Origin of the sequence: Thermococcus gammatolerans EJ3, assembly GCF_000022365.1 — an archaeon.
In the GTDB taxonomy this organism is placed as follows: domain Archaea; phylum Methanobacteriota_B; class Thermococci; order Thermococcales; family Thermococcaceae; genus Thermococcus; species Thermococcus gammatolerans.
The window spans coordinates 131,783-151,251 of record NC_012804.1 but is presented as its reverse complement, the minus strand read 5'-3'; the positions used below and the strand labels follow the sequence as shown (position 1 = coordinate 151,251).

Genomic DNA, 19,469 nt, shown 5'->3' with positions numbered 1-19,469 from the left:
GTTGAATTATGAGGATCGTTAGGGACCTCCTGTTCAACCTCGTTCTGATATCACTGGCACTCCTGCTCACGGCGACTGTGGTTGCCATCGCAGAGGAAAAGGCAGACAGAGTGACATTAAACACACCCGTTGATCTGAAAACACTGTCGCCCGAAGAAATGGCCCAGTACGAGAAGTACGTTAACGAGATAACAGAGCTTAAACAGAGGATGGACATCGAATCAATAAAGACGAGGGTTAGGGCCTACTTCAGATACTTAATCAAAGAGTTCAGGGGAAAGAAACTCTGGAAAACCCTGAAGACAATCGGACTCAGCTTCGCGGTTCTGACTATGACCACGCTCCTGATATTTGCCTTCGGCCTCTACTGGGGTCTGAAAGCTGGTTACAAAGGAGGGTTCTGGGATAGGGTTCTGTCGGCACTGGCACCCCTCTTCTCCGGAATTCCAGCCTGGTTCTGGGCCCTGCTCTTCGTGTGGACGCTGTGGTGGAAGTGGGACATAGGTGACATCAGCTACACAAACTCCCTGATGAGGGCAAAGGCTTACGGGGGAGCTGGGATCATGGCATACCTGAACGCCCTCCTCCTGCCGGTTATAGCGCTGACGCTCTCAAACGTCGTCGTTTACGCCTTCAACGTCAGGAACCTGGTCAAGAGGGAGGCCTTCGAGGAGTACTTCTTCATCGACGGACTCAAGGGACTGCCGGACAGGAGGATCATGAGAAAGCTTCTGAGGACCGTTTTACCCTCCTTCCTGACCTTCACGAGCTACAACTTCCTCAACCTTATGATGAGTGCTATGGCCGTTGAGAAGCTCTTCGAGGTTCCCGGGATTGGAAAGGTTCTGGCGGATTCGGTCGAGGTTATATACCTCCCAAACGAGTTCGGGGAGCCGAAGATACCACACCTCCATTTCGACGGCTTCAGTATCTTCTTCGTGGCCTTTGTCATGGCGGCCTTCTACTTCCTGAACTCAACAGTTCTGGAGGCCCTTTACCTCTACCTGGATCCAAGGAGGGAGATCAATGACTGAAAAGGGAGAGAGGAGATCCGGAATTCCGAGAAGGGTCTCAATTGCGCTCCTCATAGTGGCCGCTTACATAATTGCGTCTCTCGTCGGACCCCTCACAATCCGGGCAGAGGACCTGAAAAACTGGAACAACCTCGATTACTGGGACAGAAACCCCAAAGCGAAACCCCCTGAGTGGTACGGGGCCTTTAAAGGGCTACCCCCCTCGGAGTGGGTGAGGGGAGAATACCGAGACGGAGTTTTCAGGTTCACGTACGATTTTCACTACAGCCTGGCCCCGGAGGACATAGTTGTCATCATGAACACCACCAAATCCATCGAGATAACCATGACAACACCGGACAACGAGACAATAAAGCTATTTGCCGGCTCCCCAAGTTTGATGAACTACACGCTGCACCTGAAAAAGAACTATCCCCTCTTTGAGGAACTTGCCGAGAAAAGGTGCGGCACAAAGCTAACAGGGGAGTCCTTCTTCGGCAAGAACGTCTTCAACACAGTTTTCTCGGAACCAAAGGAGGACTGCCTTACCAACCCGAAGCCCCTTCACGGGAAGTACGTTATAACGATAAAGGCTCAGGACTCCCCGATAATCAGGGCAATGTACGGGGGAAAGATCCCCAAACTGGAACCCAACGAGACGATCAGGGTTTTCATTGCGGGCCAGAGTCACGGTTTCCTCGGCACGGACATCTTCGGAAGGGATGTCTGGGTCGGCTTCCTCGGGGGGATGGGGGAAACCCTGCTCATAGCCTTCGCCGGGGCTTTGATCTCCGTGAGTCTCGGCCTCCTCCTGGGAACCCTCGGGGCAATAGGGGGGAAAGTTGGCACCGGTTCGAATCTCGCCTCGCGCTTCCTCACGGTTCTTCCAACTCTCCCCTTCGCCATGGTCACGATAATAGCCCTGGGAACCATCGAGCTGGAGAACAGGGTCTACGTGATCAAAGTCCACTCCCTCTCGGTGGCGCTCGTACTCGGGATCCTCCTGATCGGGAACATCTCAAGGAACGTCCGCTCAATAGTTAAGGAAGAACTCCGGAAGGGCTACATCGAATCGTCGAAAGCCCTCGGCGGAAACCTCCCCTGGATACTGAAAAAGCACGTTTCCCGGATTCTCGTGCCCTACGGTCTCGAACAGCTCGCCATAACAATCCCGGGGGTCATAGCCCTCCTCACCCTCCTCGGCTTCTTCAACATCTCACCTGGCTTCAACTGGAGCTCCCTCATGAGTCAGACCATAGTCTACAACGCCCAGTATCAGTTCCTGTGGTGGCTCGTCCTCCCCATAGGGTTCTCGATGGCCCTCCTTGCGATTTCCTTCGTTGTGATAGCCAACTGGATCGAGGAAGAGTTTATTAAGATGTAGTTCATGAGATAAAGTGCGAGATGATGACCATGATAGTGGAAAAGGCCCTCTCTCTGGCGCTTCTCTCCGTATTCCTTGGCCTGAACGTGATGGTAGGGGTTGCAAGGTTCACTGTGGGAATGGGGAGCTCGGTCTGGAGAAGGGTCCTCAGGGTGGAGATACCTGAGAACGAGAAGAAGGGTTATGAGATACTCTACACCGTGATCTGGATTGCAATAGGCCTATGGGCCTTCTGGAAGCTCAAGGACAAAACGCTGCTCGGAGCGGTTCTGGGCATTTTCACGTTCAGGAGCGGCTCAAACCTCTCCAAAACTCTAATTTACACCGTTCACGACCAGAGGATCGTCAGGGAATACTCAAATGAGGGGAGATTGCTCTCGATAATAGGCAGGGCCTCCACACTCTCGCTTCTCATCGAGGCCCTCTTCGTGGTAACCCTTGGCATAGCGTATAAAACCCTGTCCATAACTCTCAAATCCGGCATGAGCGCCGGAAACTTTCTCCTCTACCTCTGGGGAGCAGGCTTTCTGTTCGGGCTGCTCTTCGGGTGGTTCGTGGGAAGAAACAACCGCGGGATCCTCATGAGCAACGCCTTTCCCATCCTGGTCTTCTTCATGGCCAGAACAGGAAAGAAGAAAACCGAAGAAGTCGTCAGGAAACCCCTTGAAAGGTTCAGACGATGACCTAAGGTTTTTAACTGCTCTCTCCTTCTCCCTCCCATGCTGAAGTGCTCGCTCTGCGTTAACGATGAGAGGACGGCCAAAATAGACATTATTGACGGGAAGCCGATATGCCGTGAATGTCAGGTTTACCTAAAGCACCCGGTTGAGGGAGAGAGAATCAGGAAGGAACTCGACGAGCTCATGAAGAACGTTGACAAAGCGATAGTCGCCTACTCCGGTGGAAAGGACAGTGTCGTCGCACTCTACCTTGCAAAGGAGGTCTACAAGGTCCCAGAACTTGAAGCGGTCATGATAGATCACGGGCTCATGGCGGAGGAAGCCATAGAGAACGCGAGACGAATAGCCGAGCACCTTGGGGTTCCTTTCAGGGTTCTGCGGTACGACTACTCGGACATTTTCAGGAACGCGCTTTTGAAGGGCCAGAGCCCGTGCAGGGCCTGTTCGAGGAGAACAATGGAAAAACTGAGAAAGTACGCCATCAGAAAGGGATACAGGTACATAATAACCGGCCATGAGCTACCCTTCGGCCACCATCCGTATAGGCTCATGAGTGGCGGAGTCATTCAAATAAGACTCCTATCAATGATGACCGAGAAAGAGCGCTTTGAAATCCTGAAAAAGCTCCCCTTCGAGTTTCTGGAATTGCCGGGCTACACCACCAATTGCCTCGTTCTCGGGCCCGCTCTGGAGCTCTACTGGGAAAAGCACGGCCACAGCTTTGAACACAGGCGGATAGCAGCCCTCGTCAGGTACGGCCTCATGAGCAGGGAGAGGGCGGAGAAGGAGCTTCAAAAGCCAAAAGTCCCCGAGTGGCAGTGGGAAATCGTGAAGAAAAAGCTTGGAATAGATTTCCCCCGAGTTCCCTAGAGCAATTCCCCGAGCTTTTTGACCGCAATATCGAGGACTTCCCTTGGGGAAACCCTGAAGCCACCCCCCTTGGCGAGGTTGTCGCTTCCACCGCCTCCGCCGCCGACTTCCGCCAAAACGGCCCTCAAAAGCGATCTCATTGAAACGTCGAGTTTCTCGCTCTTGGCGAAGACAACGTAGTTTTCGCCCGCGATGAGTACCACCGTACCGGGGTTGTGTTCGACGAGGTAAATTGCGAAGGCCTGCGCGTCCTTCATCGGCCACTCCTCGACGAGGGTAATAACCCTGACCCCATCGATTTTCCGGGCGTTTTTGATGAGGGCCTCAGCCTTCCAGCGCCAGAGTTCACGCCTCAGTTTTGATTTCTCCTCCTCAAGTTTTTCGAGTTCACTCCTGAGCTCAATGACTCTCTCCCTGAGGGGCCGGTTCTTGTTGGGCATCTCCTCCAAAGACCCCCAGTAGTCTTTGAGAATCTCGTTCAAAGCCCTCAAAGCCCTGTTCCCGGTAGCGAACTCTATCCTCCACAGCTTTCTGCTCTTGCGGTAGAAGTTGAGAACCTTGAGGACGCCAACCTCGCGCGTGCTCCTCACGTGGGTTCCGCCGCAGGGAGTCACATCAACCGTTCCAATCTTGACTATCCTTATCGGGGGCTTCACTTTCTCGGAGAGGGGCTTCCTGAGTCTCTCAGACAGCTCTCCGGGAAGCTCTTCGTAGACCTCAACTTCCACCTCCACGTCGCCCCAGATTATTTCATTGGTTTTCCTCTCGATCTCGTTTACCAGCTCCCAGCTCAGCTCCCCGGGGTAGTCGATCTCGATCTTGCCGTGCTCGGGGAATATCTGGAAGCCCGTCGTGTCTGCCCCCAGGAGACCCTTTATGACTGCCGAGAGAATGTGCTGGCCGGTGTGGGCGCGCATGTTCTCGTAGCGCCATTCCCAGTCGAGGGTTAGCCTCACTTCATCGCCCTTCTCCGGAAACCTGCCCTCGAGCTTTCCCTCGTGCCAGATCTTGTCCTTTCCGTAAACCCTATCAACGAGAACTCTGAAGCCGTTTCCCTCTATGAAACCCCTGTCAGACGGCTGGCCGCCTCCCTCGGGATAGAAAATAGTCCTGTCGAGGAGAAGCCTAACCCTATCTCCGAGCTTCTCAACGTGAAGAACTTTGGCCCTCGTTTCCCTCAGGTAGGGATCCCTGTAAAAGAGCTTTTCCGTCATGTCACCACCAGAGGAGGATGGAAAGGTAGAATAAAAGGTTAACTTCCCGAGCGGGCCTCTATGAGGGCCTTGACCCTCTTGAGCCTGAAGAAGTTCTCGCGCTCCATCTCATCGAGACGCTGCTTGATGAACTTAACCGTTGCCTCCATGCGCGGGATTATGATGTACTCAAGCGCGTTAACGCGCCTCTTTGTGGTCTCTATCTCCCTCGCGAGCCTCTTAAGAGTCTCCTCGACCTCGGCGAGGCGAACGGCCAAATCAAGAACCTCCTCGAACTTTTCCGCTGCGATATCGACGAATGGACTCGTCGAGACAAAGGCGTAGCCGCGTTCGCTGGCCTTTCTCTTAAAGCCCTCGGCTTCGATCAGCGGAACCGAGACTCCCATGACGTTCCTCCGCTTTATCTCAACCTCTTTGTTGGGCTTGACCGCCAGTGCGGCTTCCCTGAGCGGAAGTGTTCCAGCCTCGATCTGGGCTCGCGTGAGGGTTTCAAAGGCCACTCCCATCTTTTCGTTGAGCTCCCGTCTGAGCTGGAGGGCCTCATCGTAGATGGTGAAGAACTCCATTATCAACGCATCTTGCTTGTCCTTGAGGAGCTTGTGGCCCTTCTTTGCCAACTGGATGCGCCTCTTCAGGTTGAGGAGCTCCATTCTGGTAGGCTTGACGTTGAGCAGTTCTGCCATCTCGACCACCTAAAAAGTTGAAAGTTAAGAGCCCCTCTTCCTGTACTTGGGGTGGTACTTGAGGATGTACTCCTTCCTGACACGCTTGAGCTCGCTCTCCGGAAGCTCCGCCAGGAGCTCCCAGCCGAGGTCGAGGGTCTCGAAGATGCTCCTGTCCTCGTCGTAGCGCTGGGCGACGAACTCCCTCTCAAACCTGTCCGCGAACTTGAGGTACTTCCTGTCAGTCTCGCTTAAAGCTTCTTCACCGACGACGGCGACGAGGTCCCTAAGGGAGCGTCCCTCGGCGTAGGCGGCGTAGAGCTGCTGACTGAGCTGCGGGTGGTCTTCCCTCGTCCTTCCCTTACCGATACCGTCCTTCATCAGACGGCTGAGCGACGGAAGGACGTCAATTGGTGGATAGATACCCTTCCTGTGGAGCTCCCTGCTGAGGACTATCTGACCCTCGGTGATGTAACCGGTCAAATCGGGAATCGGGTGGGTGATGTCGTCGTCGGGCATCGTGAGGATCGGCATCTGGGTTATGCTTCCCTTCTTGCCCCTGACACGGCCGGCACGCTCGTAGATTGTCGCCAAATCGGTGTACATGTAACCCGGATATCCGCGCCTTCCTGGAACCTCTTCTCTAGCAGCGGAAATCTCACGCAGAGCTTCCGCGTAGTTGGTCATGTCCGTGAGGATAACCAGAACCTGCATGTCGTAGTCGAAAGCGAGGTACTCTGCAACGGTCAGGGCCATACGCGGGGTGATGATACGCTCGATGGCCGGGTCGTCGGCAAGGTTGAGGAAGAGGACGGCCCTCTCAATTGCTCCGGTCTCCTCGAAGCTCTTCTTGAAGAAGTTGGCCTCCTCGTAGGTGATACCCATCGCCGCGAAGACGACGGCGAACTGCTCCTCCTCACCGAGGACCTTTGCCTGCCTCGCTATCTGCGCTGCCAGCATGTTGTGCGGCAGACCAGAACCGCTGAAAATGGGCAGCTTCTGACCGCGAACGAGGGTGTTCATACCGTCTATGGCTGAGATACCGGTCTGGATGAAGTCCCTCGGGTAGGCTCTCGCGACCGGATTGAGCGGTGCACCGTGAACGTCCCTCCTGTCCTCGGGGATGATTTCCGGTCCACCGTCGATGGGCTTGCCGATACCGTTGAATATCCTACCCAGCATGTCCATTGAAACCGGAACCTTGAGGGTCTCGCCGGTGAAGCGGACGCGCGTTGTTTTGATGTCCAAATCGCGGGTTCCCTCAAAGACCTGGACTATCGCGAGGTTCTCCCTGGCCTCAAGCACCTGCCCCTTCCTCTTTTCCCCGCTCTCTGTCTCTATTTCCACGACCTCACCGTAAGCTACGCCTTTAACGCCCTCGACGATCATCAGCGGGCCGTAAATCTTGCTAACGGTGGAGTACTCCATTCCCGGCATGAGCATCACACCCCGTACTTCTTGAAGAGCTCCTCAAACTGGGCGTTGGTTTCGTCTATGAGCGCCCTAATCTTCTCAACGTCGGGCTCGAACTTCATACGTCCGATCTTCTCCCTGACCGGGAGCCTGGCTATCTCGTCAACGGGAACGCCCCTGTCAACGGCCTCCATCGTCCTGTTGTAGAAGTTGAGAATTACACGCATCATGGTTACCTGCTTCTTCGGTGGGCAGTAGGTGTCGACCTCGTCGAAAGCGTCCTGCTGGAGGTAGTCCTCACGGAGCATCCTGGTGACTATGAGTATGGCCTTCTCCCTGTCGGGCAGTGCATCTGGACCGACGATTCTAACGATCTCCTGGAGCTCGGCCTCCTTCTGGAGGAGGGCCATAGCGGTGTCGCGCATCTTCCTCCATTCTGGGTCAACGTTCTTATGCCACCAGTCCTGGACGGCATCGAGGTAGAGGGAGTAACTCCTCAGCCAGTTGATTGCAGGGAAGTGCCTCCTCCTCGCGAGGTCTGCATCTAGGGCCCAGAAGACCTTGACGACACGCAGGGTGTTCTGAACGACGGGTTCGCTGAAGTCTCCACCCGGCGGTGAAACGGCACCGATGACGGAGACGCTACCAACCCTGGGCTCGCTTCCGAGGGTAACGACGCGACCGGCACGCTCGTAGAACTCCGCTATCTTGCTCGCGAGGTAGGCCGGATAACCCTCCTCACCGGGCATTTCCTCAAGCCTTCCGGAAATCTCACGCAGGGCCTCGGCCCACCTGCTCGTTGAGTCGGCCATCAGAGCGACGTCGTAGCCCTGGTCGCGGAAGTACTCGGCGATGGTGATGCCGGTGTAGATCGAAGCCTCACGGGCAGCGACCGGCATGTTTGAGGTGTTAGCTATCAAAACCGTTCTCTCCATGAGCGGTTTTCCGGTCTTCGGGTCCTTAAGCTTGGGGAACTCCTCAAGCACATCGGTCATCTCGTTTCCGCGCTCACCGCAACCGATGTAAACTACCACCTGTGCGTCACTCCACTTCGCCAGCTGGTGCTGGGTGACGGTCTTTCCTGAACCGAATGGACCCGGAATGGCGGCGGTTCCACCCTTGGCTATCGAGAAGAAGGTGTCTATCGTCCTCTGCCCCGTGATGAGCGGAACCTCGGGTGGGAGCTTGTTCTTGTAGGGCCTCTTGACACGGACGGGCCACCTGTGGTACATCTTGAGCTCCTCGATGGTTCCGTCCGGCTTCTTGACCTTTGCTATGACTTCCTCAACGGTGTAGTCGCCCTCCTCGGCTATCTCGACTATCTCACCCTCGACCCAAGGTGGAACAAGGATTTTATGCTCGATGATGCTGGTTTCGGGGACGACACCAAGGATGTCTCCACCAGTGACCCTGTCCCCAACCTTAACGGTTGGCGTGAAGTGCCACTTCTTGTCCCTCGGCAGGGCCGGGGCGGTAAGACCCCTCGCTATGAAGTCACCACTGAGCTCGCGGAGCTTTTCGAGAGGTCTCTGGATTCCGTCGTACATCGAGGTGAGCAAGCCAGGGCCGAGCTCGACGCTGAGCGACGAACCCGTTCCGATAACCGGCTCACCGGGCTTTATGCCTGCTGTCTCCTCGTAAACCTGGATGACCGCCCTGTCCCCTTCGAGACGGATTATTTCTCCGATGAGACCCATCTCACCAACGCGAACGACCTCGTACATCTTGGCCCCTTTCATTCCGTCCGCAACGACGAGTGGTCCCGTAACCCTAACTATCCTTCCCATTTTCCTTCACCTCTTGAGCTCAACACCGATGGCCCTCCTAACTATCTCCCTAAGCTGGGCCTCTCCAAACCTCGAACCGGACTTGTCCGGAATCTGAAGGATGATTGGAAACTCCACCTCTGGAACCTCAACCCTCTGGGCCAGGGTCTCGGTGATGAGTATTATACCTATATCGTCCCGCTCAACGAGCTCCTTCAGCTTGTTGTTGGCCCTCTCTATCTCCAGGGGGCTTGAACCGAATGAATAAACCTCATGGGCCCCTGCAAGCTTAAAACCCAGGGCAGTATCCGGGTCCCCCATGACCGCTATCTTCATGCCAACTCCTCCCCGATTATTTCCTTGATCTTCTCAGGTTCAAAGCCATCGGCTATCAGCTTGGCCATCGCCCTCAGCTTCTTTATCTCCCGCTCCTTTTTCAGGATGTAGCTCAGGGGTGTTGCAACGCTGAGGGGGTAGAACCTCGTGAGTTCCTCCATTCTCCTAAGCAAGTGGTTCTGGAGCACGGGTTCGACGAGGGTGAGATCTTTCTCTATCTTTTCCCTTTCGTCCCTGAGAACCTTGCCGTACTTGGTTGAATCGAGCTCCGCCAGGGCCATGCCCAGGTCATCGACGTTCAAAGCTGTGTCGAGCTTCACGCTGCCCCCGGGGATAAGGTGCCTCTTGATGACCTCTCCCGGAAGACCGGCGCGCTTTGCCCTGAGTAGCGTCACGATGTTCCTTATGTCTATTTTAGTCCTGACGAACTCCTCAAGGATCAGCCTCTCCTCTTCCTTTCTGGATGTGGCGTACTCGAGAAGGCGGGAGTAGTAAACCTTGTAGAGCTCGGTTTCAAACTGATCGACGTCTATTTCACCGAGGAGAAGCCTCTGGTAGTGCTCCTCGTAGGGTGTTCCCTCAAGGATCACCAGGATTTCCTCCATGGTCTTCGCCTCTGCAATAGCCTTGACCTTTGGTACCATAGTCCCGATCTCGACCACGTAGTCGATCGCTGGCTCTCCCCTGACCTTTGCCTTGACAACGCTCGCTATGTTCCTGACGTCCCACTCCTCGAGGAGGAGCCTGAAGAAGCCGCTGACCCTCTTCGGAAGGATCTCCTCCATCAGGAGGTACGTCGAAGCGAGTGCCCTCTCAAAGGCCCTCTCGATTTCAAGGGGATCCTCAGTCACGCCCGAGAGGTGAACCTTGTAGTCAGTGTCCTCCAAGTTCACGATGAAGTTCTGAAGCGTCCTGCTCTCGGCCAGCTCGTTGAACCTCTGCCCAGTTAACAGCTTGGCCTCCATCGCATTGATCCTCGCGTTGGGGTAGGAGTAGGGGGTGTACTTCCTGATTATCTTGGCAGTCTTCCAGCCAAGCCAAGTGAAGACCACGCCCAGAGTAGTGTCAAGGATGGCCGTTACTGTCTCGGCTCCCATGGTCCTCACCCGAAGAGGGCCTTGGCAACGGTAGCCCTAAGCTCGCTCTCAAGCCTCTCTATCCTCGCGTCAAAGGTGTTGTCCACCCTAACCGTGCCGTCCGGGCTCTCCACGAGGACGCCGCCGATGCACTCGATGGGCTCACCTAAGGAAACCTCAACGCCCACCTTCTCCGAGAACTCTTCCATTCTGGAATCAATGAGCTTGAGCGTCCTCTCGTTCGAGCGGAGGACGATCTTCTTGGTCCCGAGCTCTTCAATTGCCTCTTTGGTGAGACTGACGAGGGCCTCGAAGTACTCGTCGTCCGGAAGGGCGGCCAGCTTCTCCCTCATTGCCGAAAGAACCTCTCCTATGAGCTCCTCCTGAACGGCGAGCTTTTTCCTTCTGACCTCAAGCTTGGCGTTCGCTATTATCCTCTGCTTCTCTATCTCGGCCTGGGTCTTAGCCTTCCTGAGTATCCACTCGGCCTGGGACTGAGCCCTCTTTCTCGCCTCCTCCTTGAGCTTCTCCGCTTCGCGCTGTGCCTCACTGAGTATGTACTGAATCTTCTGCTCCGCCTCCCTGTGTATCTCCTGAATGATGAGTTCTGCACCCTCCATTTTCCTTCCTCCGTACGAGTAATGAAAGGAAAGGGGCTCAGAGACCAACGCCGGTGGCGATCATGATGAGCGCACCGACGAGACCGAAGATGGCCATGGTCTCTGCCATAGCGGCAAAGATGATACCCTGAGTGAAGGTCTTCGGGTTCTTGGCAACGGCACCGATGCTGGCACCGGCGATGATACCCTGCGGTATAGCGGAGAGGCCCGTGAGGCCGACGGTGAGACCGGCACCGAGCAGGATAGCGCTCTTAACGATGTTGTCCATGTTGGGCTTAGCAAACTTGAAGCCGCCGCCTATGATCCCCGCGCTGAGCAGGATCAGGAACAGCGTAATGAGGCCGTAGATACTCTGGGTCATTGGCAGGCCCTCGAGTATCAGCGCGTTTTTGAAGTTCTTCTCGTCTTCTGCAACAGCTCCTGCAGCTGCAGCACCTGCTATACCAACTCCAAAGGCAGAGGCTGCCCCAGCCAGTCCCGCCGCGAGGGCGGCTCCGAGGGATACGTAAACTATCGGATCCATACTCCATACACCTCCTCATTCGCTTCCACTTTCGAGCTTAAGCTTTGAAAACACCCTCCTCGCCCTGAAGGGCTCGAAGGGCTTTCCATCACCGGAATAAAATGTTCCGAAAAATTCAACGTACTGAAGACGGAGAGAGTGAACGAAGGCACCGAGGGCGTTTATGGCGGTCGAGAACAACTGGCCCCCGATGAAGATAATCAGCCCTATGACGATTCCGAGCGGAACGACGCTTATCTTAATTCCCCAGACCATTCCAGCTAAGACGTTGATGACCATCGCTATTCCGCTGGTTGCCAGTGCCAGGGCCATAAGCCTTGCGTAGCTAAGCCACGTCCCCACGAAGCCGAAGAAGTCCGAGATTATCAGCAGCGCTGCTAGGCCACCGTTGGCGACTATTTCACCGATTGCGAAGAGGACTATGCCGATTCCAAAGAGTACCTTGGCAGGCGTTGCAAGAGAGGCGTTCTTGGTCGCGAAGAGGACTACGGCGATTATAACCAGCATCCAGGGGAGCTGTTCAAGGATGGCCCCTTTGACGTCGCCGTTCTTCCACTTGACTATGAAGCCTAGGGTGTAGCCCGTGAACAGGTGCGCCAGGCCTATGGCAAGGGCAAGGATCAGGACGAACATCGGATCTTTCAAAGCGTCAGCAATGCGCCAGAACTGGGCGTTCGGGTTGCCCGTGACGTACTGAAGGACGATGTCTCCCGCGTTGCCGAAGTAACTGCCGAAGAGGATTCCCATGAGCATAGTGAAGACCGAGCTCCAGAGAAGGGTGTAGGCGAACTTGTAGGTTCCGTCGTTGAACTTCTTGTGGCCTTTGACGAGCAGGGCCGCGATTATGCCGACGATGAGACCGTAGAGGAAGTCGGTGAGCATGAAGCCGAAGAAGAACGAGTACGTGAAGGCTATAATCGGAGTCGGGTCTATCTCGTCGTATCTCGGAACGCCGTACATCTCGGTGAGCATCTCGAAGGGTCTCGCCCAGCCGGGGTTCTTGAGCTTAATTGGAATCTCCTCGATTTCCTCCTTCTTGGGCTTCTTGAAGGAAATGTAAACCACTCCGTTCGTTATCTCTTTGACGCCCTCCTCAACCTTCTTAGCGTCCTCCTCGGGAACCCAACCGCTCAAAGCGAAGGTCATGTTGGTTCTGGCGAGCAGGTTGAGGGCGTTGGCCTTGTTGCGCTCGTTCTCAACGAGCTCAAGGTAGAAGAGAACATCACGGTAGTACTTCTCCGCTATCTCGCTGGCTTCCCTGTGAACCCTCTCCAGTTCATCGAGTTTCTTGGAGAGCATCCTGCGGTACTCCTTGAGGAGCTCAGAGGGCGTCCCTTCACCCCTTGGAATCTCAAGCCTCTCAAAGGAGTGCTTCGCGAGAACAGGGTTGGCCCTGTCGTAATCCTTCGTCAGGAAAGCGAGGACCATGACAACGGTGTCCTTGAGATCCCTGTGGACAATGGCAACCTTTCCCTCGAGAGCCGAGGAGAGCTCCTCCCTGAGGGAGGGGAACTTAGCCCTGTCAACCGTCCCAACGAGAACCGTGACGGTTCCGCTGTGTCTGAGGTAAGAGACGTCGATGTTGAAGGATGACAGGATTTCAAGGATCTCCATATCGGCCTTGATCCTTTCTATCTCAGTGTTTATGGAGCTTATCCTGCCTTCAACGGCCTTGATAAGGGGCTCTACCTCCGCGAGAAACTTTTCCGTGTCCTTTATGAGCTCCTCTATGCCCCGGTAGTGATACTCCTTTCTCTCCGGCTCCTTGGGAAAGATGAACTCCTTAATCCCCCCTCCCCTGGCCGGCAGATGGGCCTTCAGAAAGTCGGCCATCCTGGAGATCGTGATCGCATAGGAAGCGGCCTTGCGGTAGAACTCGTTGGGAGCGTCCCTCTGGGCGATTTCGACGTCAACTTCCCTGATCTCCACGACTCCGGCCTCGTGGAGGTAAGTGAGCAGTTTGTCCCTGTATCTCTCAAGGGTTATCAGCTCAACCTTGAGCATCTCAGCCGGCCGGAACATGCTCAACTCCCTCTCACGAGTTGTACTGCGGCAGAAACGGCCTTCTCAAAGTTCTGGGTGGCTTTAACTTTCATCTCCTCGATCTCCTTTTCTCCAGCTTCGGTGATCTTCCTAGCCTCCTCTTCGCCTTCCTTTCTGGCCTTCTCGACGAGTTCCTCTCCCTCAGCCCTCGCCTTTTCGATGATCTCCTCCTCGATGAGCTTTGCCTCTGATTTTGCTTTTTCAATGATTTTCTTTGCTTCCGCCTTCGCTCCTTCAATTCTCGCCTCTGCTTCTTTTTCGGCATCAACAATGCGCTTGATGACGTCCTCCATGATTGGCCCCCCATGAATATTGAAAACAGGTTCCAGCTTCCGCTTTGGCTAACCTAATTCACCTTAAATAATTTGTGGTGGGGGAAACCTCGAAACCCAAAACCAGAAAAGGACAAATGACAAAGACCGATGGGGGGATGACCGAATGTTCGACGTGATTGGAATAGGAAACCTCAACTACGACATAATAATGCTAGTGGATCGCTTTCCAGAATTCCATGAAAAGATTTCGGCCAAAAAAGCCGTCTTCGGGCTGGGAGGTGCAGCGGGGAACACGATTACGTGGCTTGCCCATATGGGGCTGAAAACTGGCTTCATAGGTGCCGTTGGAAACGACGAGGTCGGACGGGCTCACATTGAGTACTTCAAAAGAATTGGAGTTGACACCGGTGGAATAAAGGTGGTAGATGTCCCATCGGGCATAGCCGTCGCGATAATTCACGGGGAGGATAAAAGGATCGTTAAATACCTCGGTGCTAACGAGAAACGGGAGCTGGACTTCGACTACATGAAGAGGGCAAGACACATCCACCTTTCGTCCAATCCACCCAGAATAATCAGAGAGGCCATTGAATTCGCAAGTGAGAACGGGATAACGGTCTCCCTAGACATTGGAGAAGCCCCCCTCCCCGAGGACGTGGAGGAGAGGATAGACTACCTCTTGATGAACGAGGACGAGTACAGGCGGAAGTTTGGTTCACTAGATCCAAGCCTATCAAAGGCCAAGAACCTCATAATAACGCTGAACGGCGGCGGGGCAATTGTCAGGGACCAACAGGGCAGGATAAAGGAGATCCGGGGGCTCAGCGCGAAGGTCGTGGACTCAACGGGTGCCGGCGATTCCTTCGCTGCGGGAATCATCTTCGGAGTGCTGAAGGGCTGGTCTCTGGAGGATTCCGCAAAGCTGGGCATGTTGCTGGCCTATCTGACCGTCCAAAAGGTCGGGGCCAGGAGTGCGGTTGTGCCGCTCGAAAGGATAGTGGAGAAGAGCAGGGAGCTCAATCTGAACCTTCCGTTCGATGGGAACCCTTAAAAATTCAAAGGGCTAAAGGTTAGAGAACCTCAAGGTCATCGAGCGCGGAGGTGATCGCGTGGAAATAATCGTTGAGAACTTCAAGCCCAAGGTGACGAGGCCGTTCAAGAGGAAGAACGAGTACTGGATCAAGCTCATCCTTCCGGACGGCGAGGAGTACATAATGAAGTTTAAAACCCCTCTTGAGGCAGAGGACGCCATTTACGGCATGCTGGACGATCTTCAGGTTTACGGGGGAAAGGTAAAGCTCAAACTCCGCGAGGGAAACGTCATCGAGGACATTGAAGTTCTGGAACTTTACAAGCCCTCCGCGAAGGAGCTCGTGGAGGAGTACTTTGGAGGATAAAGTCAGGAGAGGCTTTCAACGGCCTCCTCCACCCTCTGGAATATCTTTTCTTCGTCGAGCGTCAGAACCTCGCGATCCAACATCAGGATTTTGCCGTCAACTATTGTCGTCTCGACGTCGTTGCCGTTTGCGGAGTAGACAAGATGGCTAACAACGTCGTTTATCGGCCTCAGGTGAGGCTGATTGAAGTCGAAGATAACCACGTCGGCCAGATAGCCGGGCTTTATAACGCCGGCGTTGAGGCGGAGCGCTTTTGCACCATTCTGAGTGGCCATCTTGAAAACAGTCCTTGCATCTGCCACCGTCGGGTCAAGGTTGTGGACCTTGTGGAGCAACGCAGCTAACTTCATCTCCTCTACCATGTCGAGGTTGTTGTTGCTCGCCGAGCCATCGGTTCCAAGGCCGACGTTAACCCCGGCGTTGAGAAGCCTCTGGAGAGGCATGACACCGCTGGCCAGCTTCATGTTGCTCGCTGGATTGTGTGCAACAGTGACGCCGTTCCTCGCGAGAATCGCTATGTCCCTGCTGTCTAGCCAGACGCCATGCGCTATGATAACATCGCTCCCGAAGAAGCCGATTTCGTCGAGCAGAACGACGGGGCTCTTTCCATACCTTTCTTGGATCTTTCCGAGCTCGGCCATCGTCTCGGCCACGTGAATCGTTATCAGCTTATTGTGTTCGTCCGCGAGCTTCCTAACTTCCTTCAGAAGGGCAAGGGAGCAGGTGTAAGGCGCATGCGGCCCAAAGACGAAGTGAACCCTGTCGGAGTTGAGCTTTTCTATCGCCCTCATCTCGCGGATGGCTTCGCTGAGCTCCTTCTCCGTCCTCTCGGGGTCGCCGAGGTCTATCATGCCATAGCTCAGGTATCCACGAAGGCCCGCCTCGAAGATTGCCTCTGCAACGGCGTCCATCTGGAAGTACATGTCGAGGAAGGTTGTCGTGCCGGTCTTAATCATTTCAAGCGCTCCGAGATAAGCCCCGACCTTGATGTGCTCGCGCGTTAGCTTCGCCTCCCTTGGCCAGATGTGCTTTTCCAGCCACTCCATAAGCGGCAAATCGTCTGCTAAGCCCCTAAAGAGCCCCATCGGAGAGTGGGTGTGCAGGTTAACGAATCCAGGGGAAACGACCTTTCCGGTGGCGTCTATGACCGTGTCAGCGGGTTCGTTGATTCCCCTCTTGACCTCGACGATTCTGTTGCCCTCGATGAGGACGTCTGCTTTAATAACCTCGAGGTTTTCACCGTAAACCACGTAACCGTTCCTGATGAGAACGCTCATGGCGATCCCTCCTTTTAAAGGGGTGTGTTTCCGCTGGAAGTTAAAAAGATGTCGGAAAAGAAGAGTTCTCAAATCGGAACCCAGAGACCCCATGAATAGGGGTTAAACTCGTTATAATGGTTCCAGATTCTCGCGTAGCCGCTCTCCACCAGCCATTCGTTGACGTTGAGGGCATAGCCATAATACCAGAAGGGGAGGTACACAACGGCCACAACCCTGCCATAGTGGTCGGTTTCGTAAACGTCATCAACGTCGAGGTAAACGTGACGTCCGTAGGTATCGAAGAGCCATTCCAGGGCAGCCTTGGACTCCTTACCTTCCGCCGTGTAGAGTTCGGGAGCGTTTATGTCGGCGAAGCGAACCTTGAAGGTTTCTCCGGCCCTATAACCATAGTAGGAGTGGAACCACACTGTATCGCCGTCAACCACCTTTGTTACATAGCCATAGGCCTGGAACTCGTAGGCCGAGACAAACCCCGAAATCAGGAGAAAGAACACCACCGGAGCAATCGCAAGGGCTTTCCTCACGGCGACCACCACTCTAAGAGGGAACTGAAGATTTTAAAGTTTTCCAAATTCCCGGCTAAATTGTGATGAGCTAAAGCAGAGTTCAACATAAAAATAGAAAACAGAGTAACCACCCAGCTCAAACAAACATCGTCTTCAGCACATCGGCGCAGCCGCAGTTCCTCTCCTCAGGAATCCTCGGGATGCCCTTCTTAAGAAGCTCCTGAACCTTGTAGTTGTTCTCGGCCATAACCTTGAGGACCTCTTGCGCATCGACCGGCTTCTCGGCCCAGACGTCGTAGTCTGTAACAGTTGCGATGTTGACGTAGCACATTCCAAGCTCCCTAGCCAGGTTTACCTCTGGGACGAGCGTCATTCCTATTATGTGGGCGTACTGCCTAAACATGAAGCTCTCCGCTCTAGTAGAGAACCTCGGGCCTTCAATACAGACGTAGGTTCCCTTCTCGTGGACGGGGAAGCCAAGTTCTTTGGCCGTCTCGTAGAATATCCTCCTCATCTCCGGGCAGAAGGGGTCGGCCATCGAGACGTGGGCAACCCTGGGCCCGTTGTAGAAGGTGTAGTCGCGCTTCTTGGTGAAGTCAATGAACTGGTCGGTTATGACGATGTCTCCCGGTTTATACTCCTCGCGAAGCGAGCCAACTGCCGTAATGCCTATGACCCTCTCAACTCCCAGCTCCTTGAGCGCCCAGATGTTCGCCCTGTAGGGAACCTCGTGCGGCGGGAACTCGTGGTGCTTGCCGTGCCTCGGTATGAAGGCAACTTCAACGCCCTCGATTTCGCCGATTTCCACCGGAGCGGAAGGCCTTCCGTAGGGCGTGTGGACCTTCACGGTTTCTTTCGGCTCGAAGACACCGTAAACCCCGGAACCACCTATAATGCCTATCCTCGGCATGGTCATCACCGTGTTAAATGCTTGCTCCACTCATATAAGGGTTGCCTTTCCGGTGGAGAAGTACTATCGAAGATGGTGCTCTTAATGAGGGATGAGAGCGAAAAGAATATAATCTCCGCAGAGTATAATCCCTAGGCGGCAGGTGATAAGCATGGAGCGAAAATGGATCGCTGCGGTCGTTATCGTTTTCCTTATCTCATCCATCGCCCTCGCCTACGAGCGGCACTCTGGGGAAATGGAAAACCCCTCCACGTTCGCCCTCGCACTCCAGCCCCTTCCCAACGGAAAGCTCACAGTCCTTGAGAAAGGATCCCTCGGAAAGGTTCTCGGGGCAACGGTCCGCAACGGAGAATGGGTAACCTATCTAAAGGAGGACTCACACGTTCTGAAGAGCGTTCCAGCACCAATAGTTCTTTACTTCACCAGCGACAACAGGATCGTTGTGGGAACGTTAAAGGACGGAAAGTTAGGCCAAACCGTCGAACTCAACCTAACCAAACTGCTGGAGCGCGCAGGGAGCGGAAACGCCGGAAAGGGAGTTTCTGAGTGCCCCAAAGGATACGTACAGGTTTCAGATAGGTACTGCATTGACGAAAACGAGCCTGTGGTTAAGGGACGTGTGAAGCTGGTTCAGGAGTGGGTACCGTTCATGGGCATGAAGATCGACACCGTCCGCGAGCCGATCAACGTGGTCAGCCTCTCCTGGGGGATAATCCTCGACAGTACGGCCGTCGCGGATTACACCCTCAACGTGGCGGGTACACCGGCGGCAGTGCCGGGCAACGAATACGATGGGGAGAAGCTCAGGATAGCGTACAGTCCCGAGGGCATAGGGCTTCGGACTTCGAACGGCAGCATCGAACGCTACGTGAACCTACCCCTCAGGTACCTCACCTTCCAGATGGAGGTCGCGTGCTACGATAGATACACCGGAGAGTACACCCACATTCCGATTTCGGGCACCTATCCCGTTGAAATCCAGCTGACGGGAGAGTACAATCTCACCGAAGGACAGCTCAACAAGAAGATCACATCCAGCACAGGTATGGAGGGTTCTATTCTCACGGATCACCCCATCAAAAAAGGCCTGTTCCCGACGATGAACTCAAGCAGACAGATAAGGGTGGGACAGAATGGCTACTACACAAACATCGTTTTTGACTTTCAAGGAGGTAGAGGGTATTTCTACACCTTTCCCGTTGGCGGGAGCGATGATAACCCATCCGGAGAAGCCAGCGCTCAGCGTTTCCTCACCATAAGCTACTCCCCACATGCAAAGTCCTTCCTGACGTATTCTATCACGATAATAAGGGCAACACCCAACGCCACTTACATAGTGGCAACCCCTGAAATCCCAATCAAACTACCCGGCGGCGAAGACGGGGGAGAAGTGGCCACTTACTTCACCGTGATAACGGCAATGAGAACCTAAATTCGGCATCCTTTTCCATTTTGGTTCTCTTCTTCCAGCACGGCACGCAAACTTTAATAACCTTTTGGA

At 54.5% G+C, this 19,469-nt stretch carries 20 protein-coding genes; 7 read left to right on the top strand and 13 right to left on the bottom strand.

Features of this window, described 5'->3' with window-relative positions:
• Nucleotides 1–8 precede the first annotated feature (8 nt).
• Genes TGAM_RS00780 through TGAM_RS00765 form a run of 4 tightly spaced genes read left to right on the top strand, consistent with a single transcriptional unit; the run spans nt 9 to nt 3,947 of the window.
• On the top strand, nt 9–1,034 hold the full coding sequence (locus tag TGAM_RS00780) for an ABC transporter permease subunit (protein ID WP_015857775.1): 1,026 nt from the start codon (nt 9–11) through the stop codon (nt 1,032–1,034).
• On the top strand, nt 1,027–2,397 hold the full coding sequence (locus TGAM_RS00775; RefSeq protein WP_015857774.1) for an ABC transporter permease subunit: 1,371 nt from the start codon (nt 1,027–1,029) through the stop codon (nt 2,395–2,397). The genes TGAM_RS00780 and TGAM_RS00775 overlap by 8 nt, the downstream gene beginning before the upstream one ends.
• Nucleotides 2,398–2,417: 20 nt before the next feature.
• Nucleotides 2,418–3,080, top strand: a complete 663-nt coding sequence (locus TGAM_RS00770; protein WP_015857773.1) for a hypothetical protein — start codon at nt 2,418–2,420, stop codon at nt 3,078–3,080.
• Between the two features lie 36 nt (nt 3,081–3,116).
• Nucleotides 3,117–3,947: a 7-cyano-7-deazaguanine synthase gene (locus TGAM_RS00765; RefSeq protein WP_015857772.1), complete on the top strand. Its 831-nt coding sequence runs from the start codon at nt 3,117–3,119 to the stop codon at nt 3,945–3,947.
• On the opposite strand, the gene TGAM_RS00760 is transcribed toward TGAM_RS00765, so the two are convergent.
• The 10 genes from TGAM_RS00760 to TGAM_RS00715 are packed head-to-tail and all read right to left on the bottom strand — an operon-like array spanning nt 3,944 to nt 13,893.
• Nucleotides 3,944–5,161 (bottom strand): alanyl-tRNA editing protein, encoded by a 1,218-nt coding sequence (locus TGAM_RS00760; RefSeq protein ID WP_015857771.1) that lies wholly within the window; start codon nt 5,159–5,161, stop codon nt 3,944–3,946. The two genes, TGAM_RS00765 and TGAM_RS00760, sit on opposite strands and share 4 nt — an antisense overlap.
• A 38-nt stretch (nt 5,162–5,199) precedes the next feature.
• Nucleotides 5,200–5,844, bottom strand: coding sequence for a V-type ATP synthase subunit D (locus TGAM_RS00755; protein WP_015857770.1), 645 nt, complete (start codon nt 5,842–5,844; stop codon nt 5,200–5,202).
• A gap of 24 nt (nt 5,845–5,868) precedes the next feature.
• The gene (locus TGAM_RS00750) at nt 5,869–7,260 is read right to left on the bottom strand and encodes an ATP synthase subunit B (protein WP_015857769.1); all 1,392 of its coding nucleotides are present in this window, start codon (nt 7,258–7,260) and stop codon (nt 5,869–5,871) included.
• A gap of 5 nt (nt 7,261–7,265) precedes the next feature.
• The gene (locus tag TGAM_RS00745) at nt 7,266–9,023 is read right to left on the bottom strand and encodes an ATP synthase subunit A (protein ID WP_015857768.1); all 1,758 of its coding nucleotides are present in this window, start codon (nt 9,021–9,023) and stop codon (nt 7,266–7,268) included.
• A gap of 6 nt (nt 9,024–9,029) precedes the next feature.
• Nucleotides 9,030–9,338, bottom strand: a complete 309-nt coding sequence (locus TGAM_RS00740; protein ID WP_015857767.1) for a V-type ATP synthase subunit F — start codon at nt 9,336–9,338, stop codon at nt 9,030–9,032.
• Entirely contained in the window at nt 9,335–10,435 is a 1,101-nt protein-coding gene (locus TGAM_RS00735; RefSeq protein ID WP_015857766.1) for a V-type ATP synthase subunit C, read from the bottom strand. The genes TGAM_RS00740 and TGAM_RS00735 overlap by 4 nt, the downstream gene beginning before the upstream one ends.
• A 5-nt stretch (nt 10,436–10,440) precedes the next feature.
• Nucleotides 10,441–11,034 (bottom strand): V-type ATP synthase subunit E, encoded by a 594-nt coding sequence (locus TGAM_RS00730; RefSeq protein WP_015857765.1) that lies wholly within the window; start codon nt 11,032–11,034, stop codon nt 10,441–10,443.
• A 37-nt stretch (nt 11,035–11,071) separates the two neighbouring features.
• Complete coding sequence (locus TGAM_RS00725; protein ID WP_015857764.1) at nt 11,072–11,557, bottom strand: V-type ATP synthase subunit K; 486 nt, start codon at nt 11,555–11,557, stop codon at nt 11,072–11,074.
• A gap of 15 nt (nt 11,558–11,572) precedes the next feature.
• Complete coding sequence (locus TGAM_RS00720) at nt 11,573–13,579, bottom strand: V-type ATP synthase subunit I (RefSeq protein WP_015857763.1); 2,007 nt, start codon at nt 13,577–13,579, stop codon at nt 11,573–11,575.
• Between the two features lie 2 nt (nt 13,580–13,581).
• Nucleotides 13,582–13,893, bottom strand: coding sequence for a V-type ATP synthase subunit H (locus TGAM_RS00715; protein WP_015857762.1), 312 nt, complete (start codon nt 13,891–13,893; stop codon nt 13,582–13,584).
• A 145-nt stretch (nt 13,894–14,038) separates the two neighbouring features.
• Here TGAM_RS00715 and TGAM_RS00710 point away from each other — a divergent pair, with 145 nt between their 5' ends.
• Nucleotides 14,039–14,926 (top strand): ADP-dependent ribose-1-phosphate kinase, encoded by an 888-nt coding sequence (locus TGAM_RS00710; protein WP_015857761.1) that lies wholly within the window; start codon nt 14,039–14,041, stop codon nt 14,924–14,926.
• A gap of 58 nt (nt 14,927–14,984) precedes the next feature.
• Complete coding sequence (locus TGAM_RS00705; protein WP_014122826.1) at nt 14,985–15,272, top strand: hypothetical protein; 288 nt, start codon at nt 14,985–14,987, stop codon at nt 15,270–15,272.
• Between the two features lie 2 nt (nt 15,273–15,274).
• Here TGAM_RS00705 and TGAM_RS00700 read toward each other — a convergent pair whose 3' ends face one another.
• The 3 genes from TGAM_RS00700 to TGAM_RS00690 form a co-directional block, all read right to left on the bottom strand.
• Nucleotides 15,275–16,549 (bottom strand): amidohydrolase family protein, encoded by a 1,275-nt coding sequence (locus TGAM_RS00700; RefSeq protein WP_048810963.1) that lies wholly within the window; start codon nt 16,547–16,549, stop codon nt 15,275–15,277.
• A 68-nt stretch (nt 16,550–16,617) separates the two neighbouring features.
• Entirely contained in the window at nt 16,618–17,085 is a 468-nt protein-coding gene (locus TGAM_RS00695) for a thermonuclease family protein (RefSeq protein ID WP_238516224.1), read from the bottom strand.
• Nucleotides 17,086–17,194: 109 nt separating this feature from the next.
• Nucleotides 17,195–17,968 carry an S-methyl-5'-thioadenosine phosphorylase gene (locus TGAM_RS00690; protein WP_015857758.1) on the bottom strand — a complete coding sequence of 258 codons (774 nt, stop codon included), beginning with the start codon at nt 17,966–17,968 and terminating at the stop codon, nt 17,195–17,197.
• A gap of 151 nt (nt 17,969–18,119) precedes the next feature.
• Between TGAM_RS00690 and TGAM_RS00685 the strand changes: the two genes are divergently transcribed.
• On the top strand, nt 18,120–19,400 hold the full coding sequence (locus TGAM_RS00685; RefSeq protein ID WP_048810962.1) for a hypothetical protein: 1,281 nt from the start codon (nt 18,120–18,122) through the stop codon (nt 19,398–19,400).
• The last annotated feature ends 69 nt before the right edge of the window (nt 19,401–19,469 follow it).

Coding starts and splice junctions, on each gene's coding strand:
- TGAM_RS00750 (WP_015857769.1), bottom strand. CDS start 7,260: ATGCCGGGAATGGAGTACTCCACCGTTAGCAAGATTTACGGCCCGCTG.
- TGAM_RS00715 (WP_015857762.1), bottom strand. CDS start 13,893: ATGGAGGACGTCATCAAGCGCATTGTTGATGCCGAAAAAGAAGCAGAG.
- TGAM_RS00685 (WP_048810962.1), top strand. CDS start 18,120: ATGGAGCGAAAATGGATCGCTGCGGTCGTTATCGTTTTCCTTATCTCA.
- TGAM_RS00710 (WP_015857761.1), top strand. CDS start 14,039: ATGTTCGACGTGATTGGAATAGGAAACCTCAACTACGACATAATAATG.
- TGAM_RS00755 (WP_015857770.1), bottom strand. CDS start 5,844: ATGGCAGAACTGCTCAACGTCAAGCCTACCAGAATGGAGCTCCTCAAC.
- TGAM_RS00690 (WP_015857758.1), bottom strand. CDS start 17,968: ATGCCGAGGATAGGCATTATAGGTGGTTCCGGGGTTTACGGTGTCTTC.
- TGAM_RS00760 (WP_015857771.1), bottom strand. CDS start 5,161: ATGACGGAAAAGCTCTTTTACAGGGATCCCTACCTGAGGGAAACGAGG.
- TGAM_RS00720 (WP_015857763.1), bottom strand. CDS start 13,579: ATGTTCCGGCCGGCTGAGATGCTCAAGGTTGAGCTGATAACCCTTGAG.
- TGAM_RS00770 (WP_015857773.1), top strand. CDS start 2,418: ATGATGACCATGATAGTGGAAAAGGCCCTCTCTCTGGCGCTTCTCTCC.
- TGAM_RS00780 (WP_015857775.1), top strand. CDS start 9: ATGAGGATCGTTAGGGACCTCCTGTTCAACCTCGTTCTGATATCACTG.
- TGAM_RS00735 (WP_015857766.1), bottom strand. CDS start 10,435: ATGGGAGCCGAGACAGTAACGGCCATCCTTGACACTACTCTGGGCGTG.
- TGAM_RS00745 (WP_015857768.1), bottom strand. CDS start 9,023: ATGGGAAGGATAGTTAGGGTTACGGGACCACTCGTCGTTGCGGACGGA.
- TGAM_RS00765 (WP_015857772.1), top strand. CDS start 3,117: ATGCTGAAGTGCTCGCTCTGCGTTAACGATGAGAGGACGGCCAAAATA.
- TGAM_RS00700 (WP_048810963.1), bottom strand. CDS start 16,549: ATGAGCGTTCTCATCAGGAACGGTTACGTGGTTTACGGTGAAAACCTC.
- TGAM_RS00740 (WP_015857767.1), bottom strand. CDS start 9,338: ATGAAGATAGCGGTCATGGGGGACCCGGATACTGCCCTGGGTTTTAAG.
- TGAM_RS00775 (WP_015857774.1), top strand. CDS start 1,027: ATGACTGAAAAGGGAGAGAGGAGATCCGGAATTCCGAGAAGGGTCTCA.
- TGAM_RS00730 (WP_015857765.1), bottom strand. CDS start 11,034: ATGGAGGGTGCAGAACTCATCATTCAGGAGATACACAGGGAGGCGGAG.
- TGAM_RS00725 (WP_015857764.1), bottom strand. CDS start 11,557: ATGGATCCGATAGTTTACGTATCCCTCGGAGCCGCCCTCGCGGCGGGA.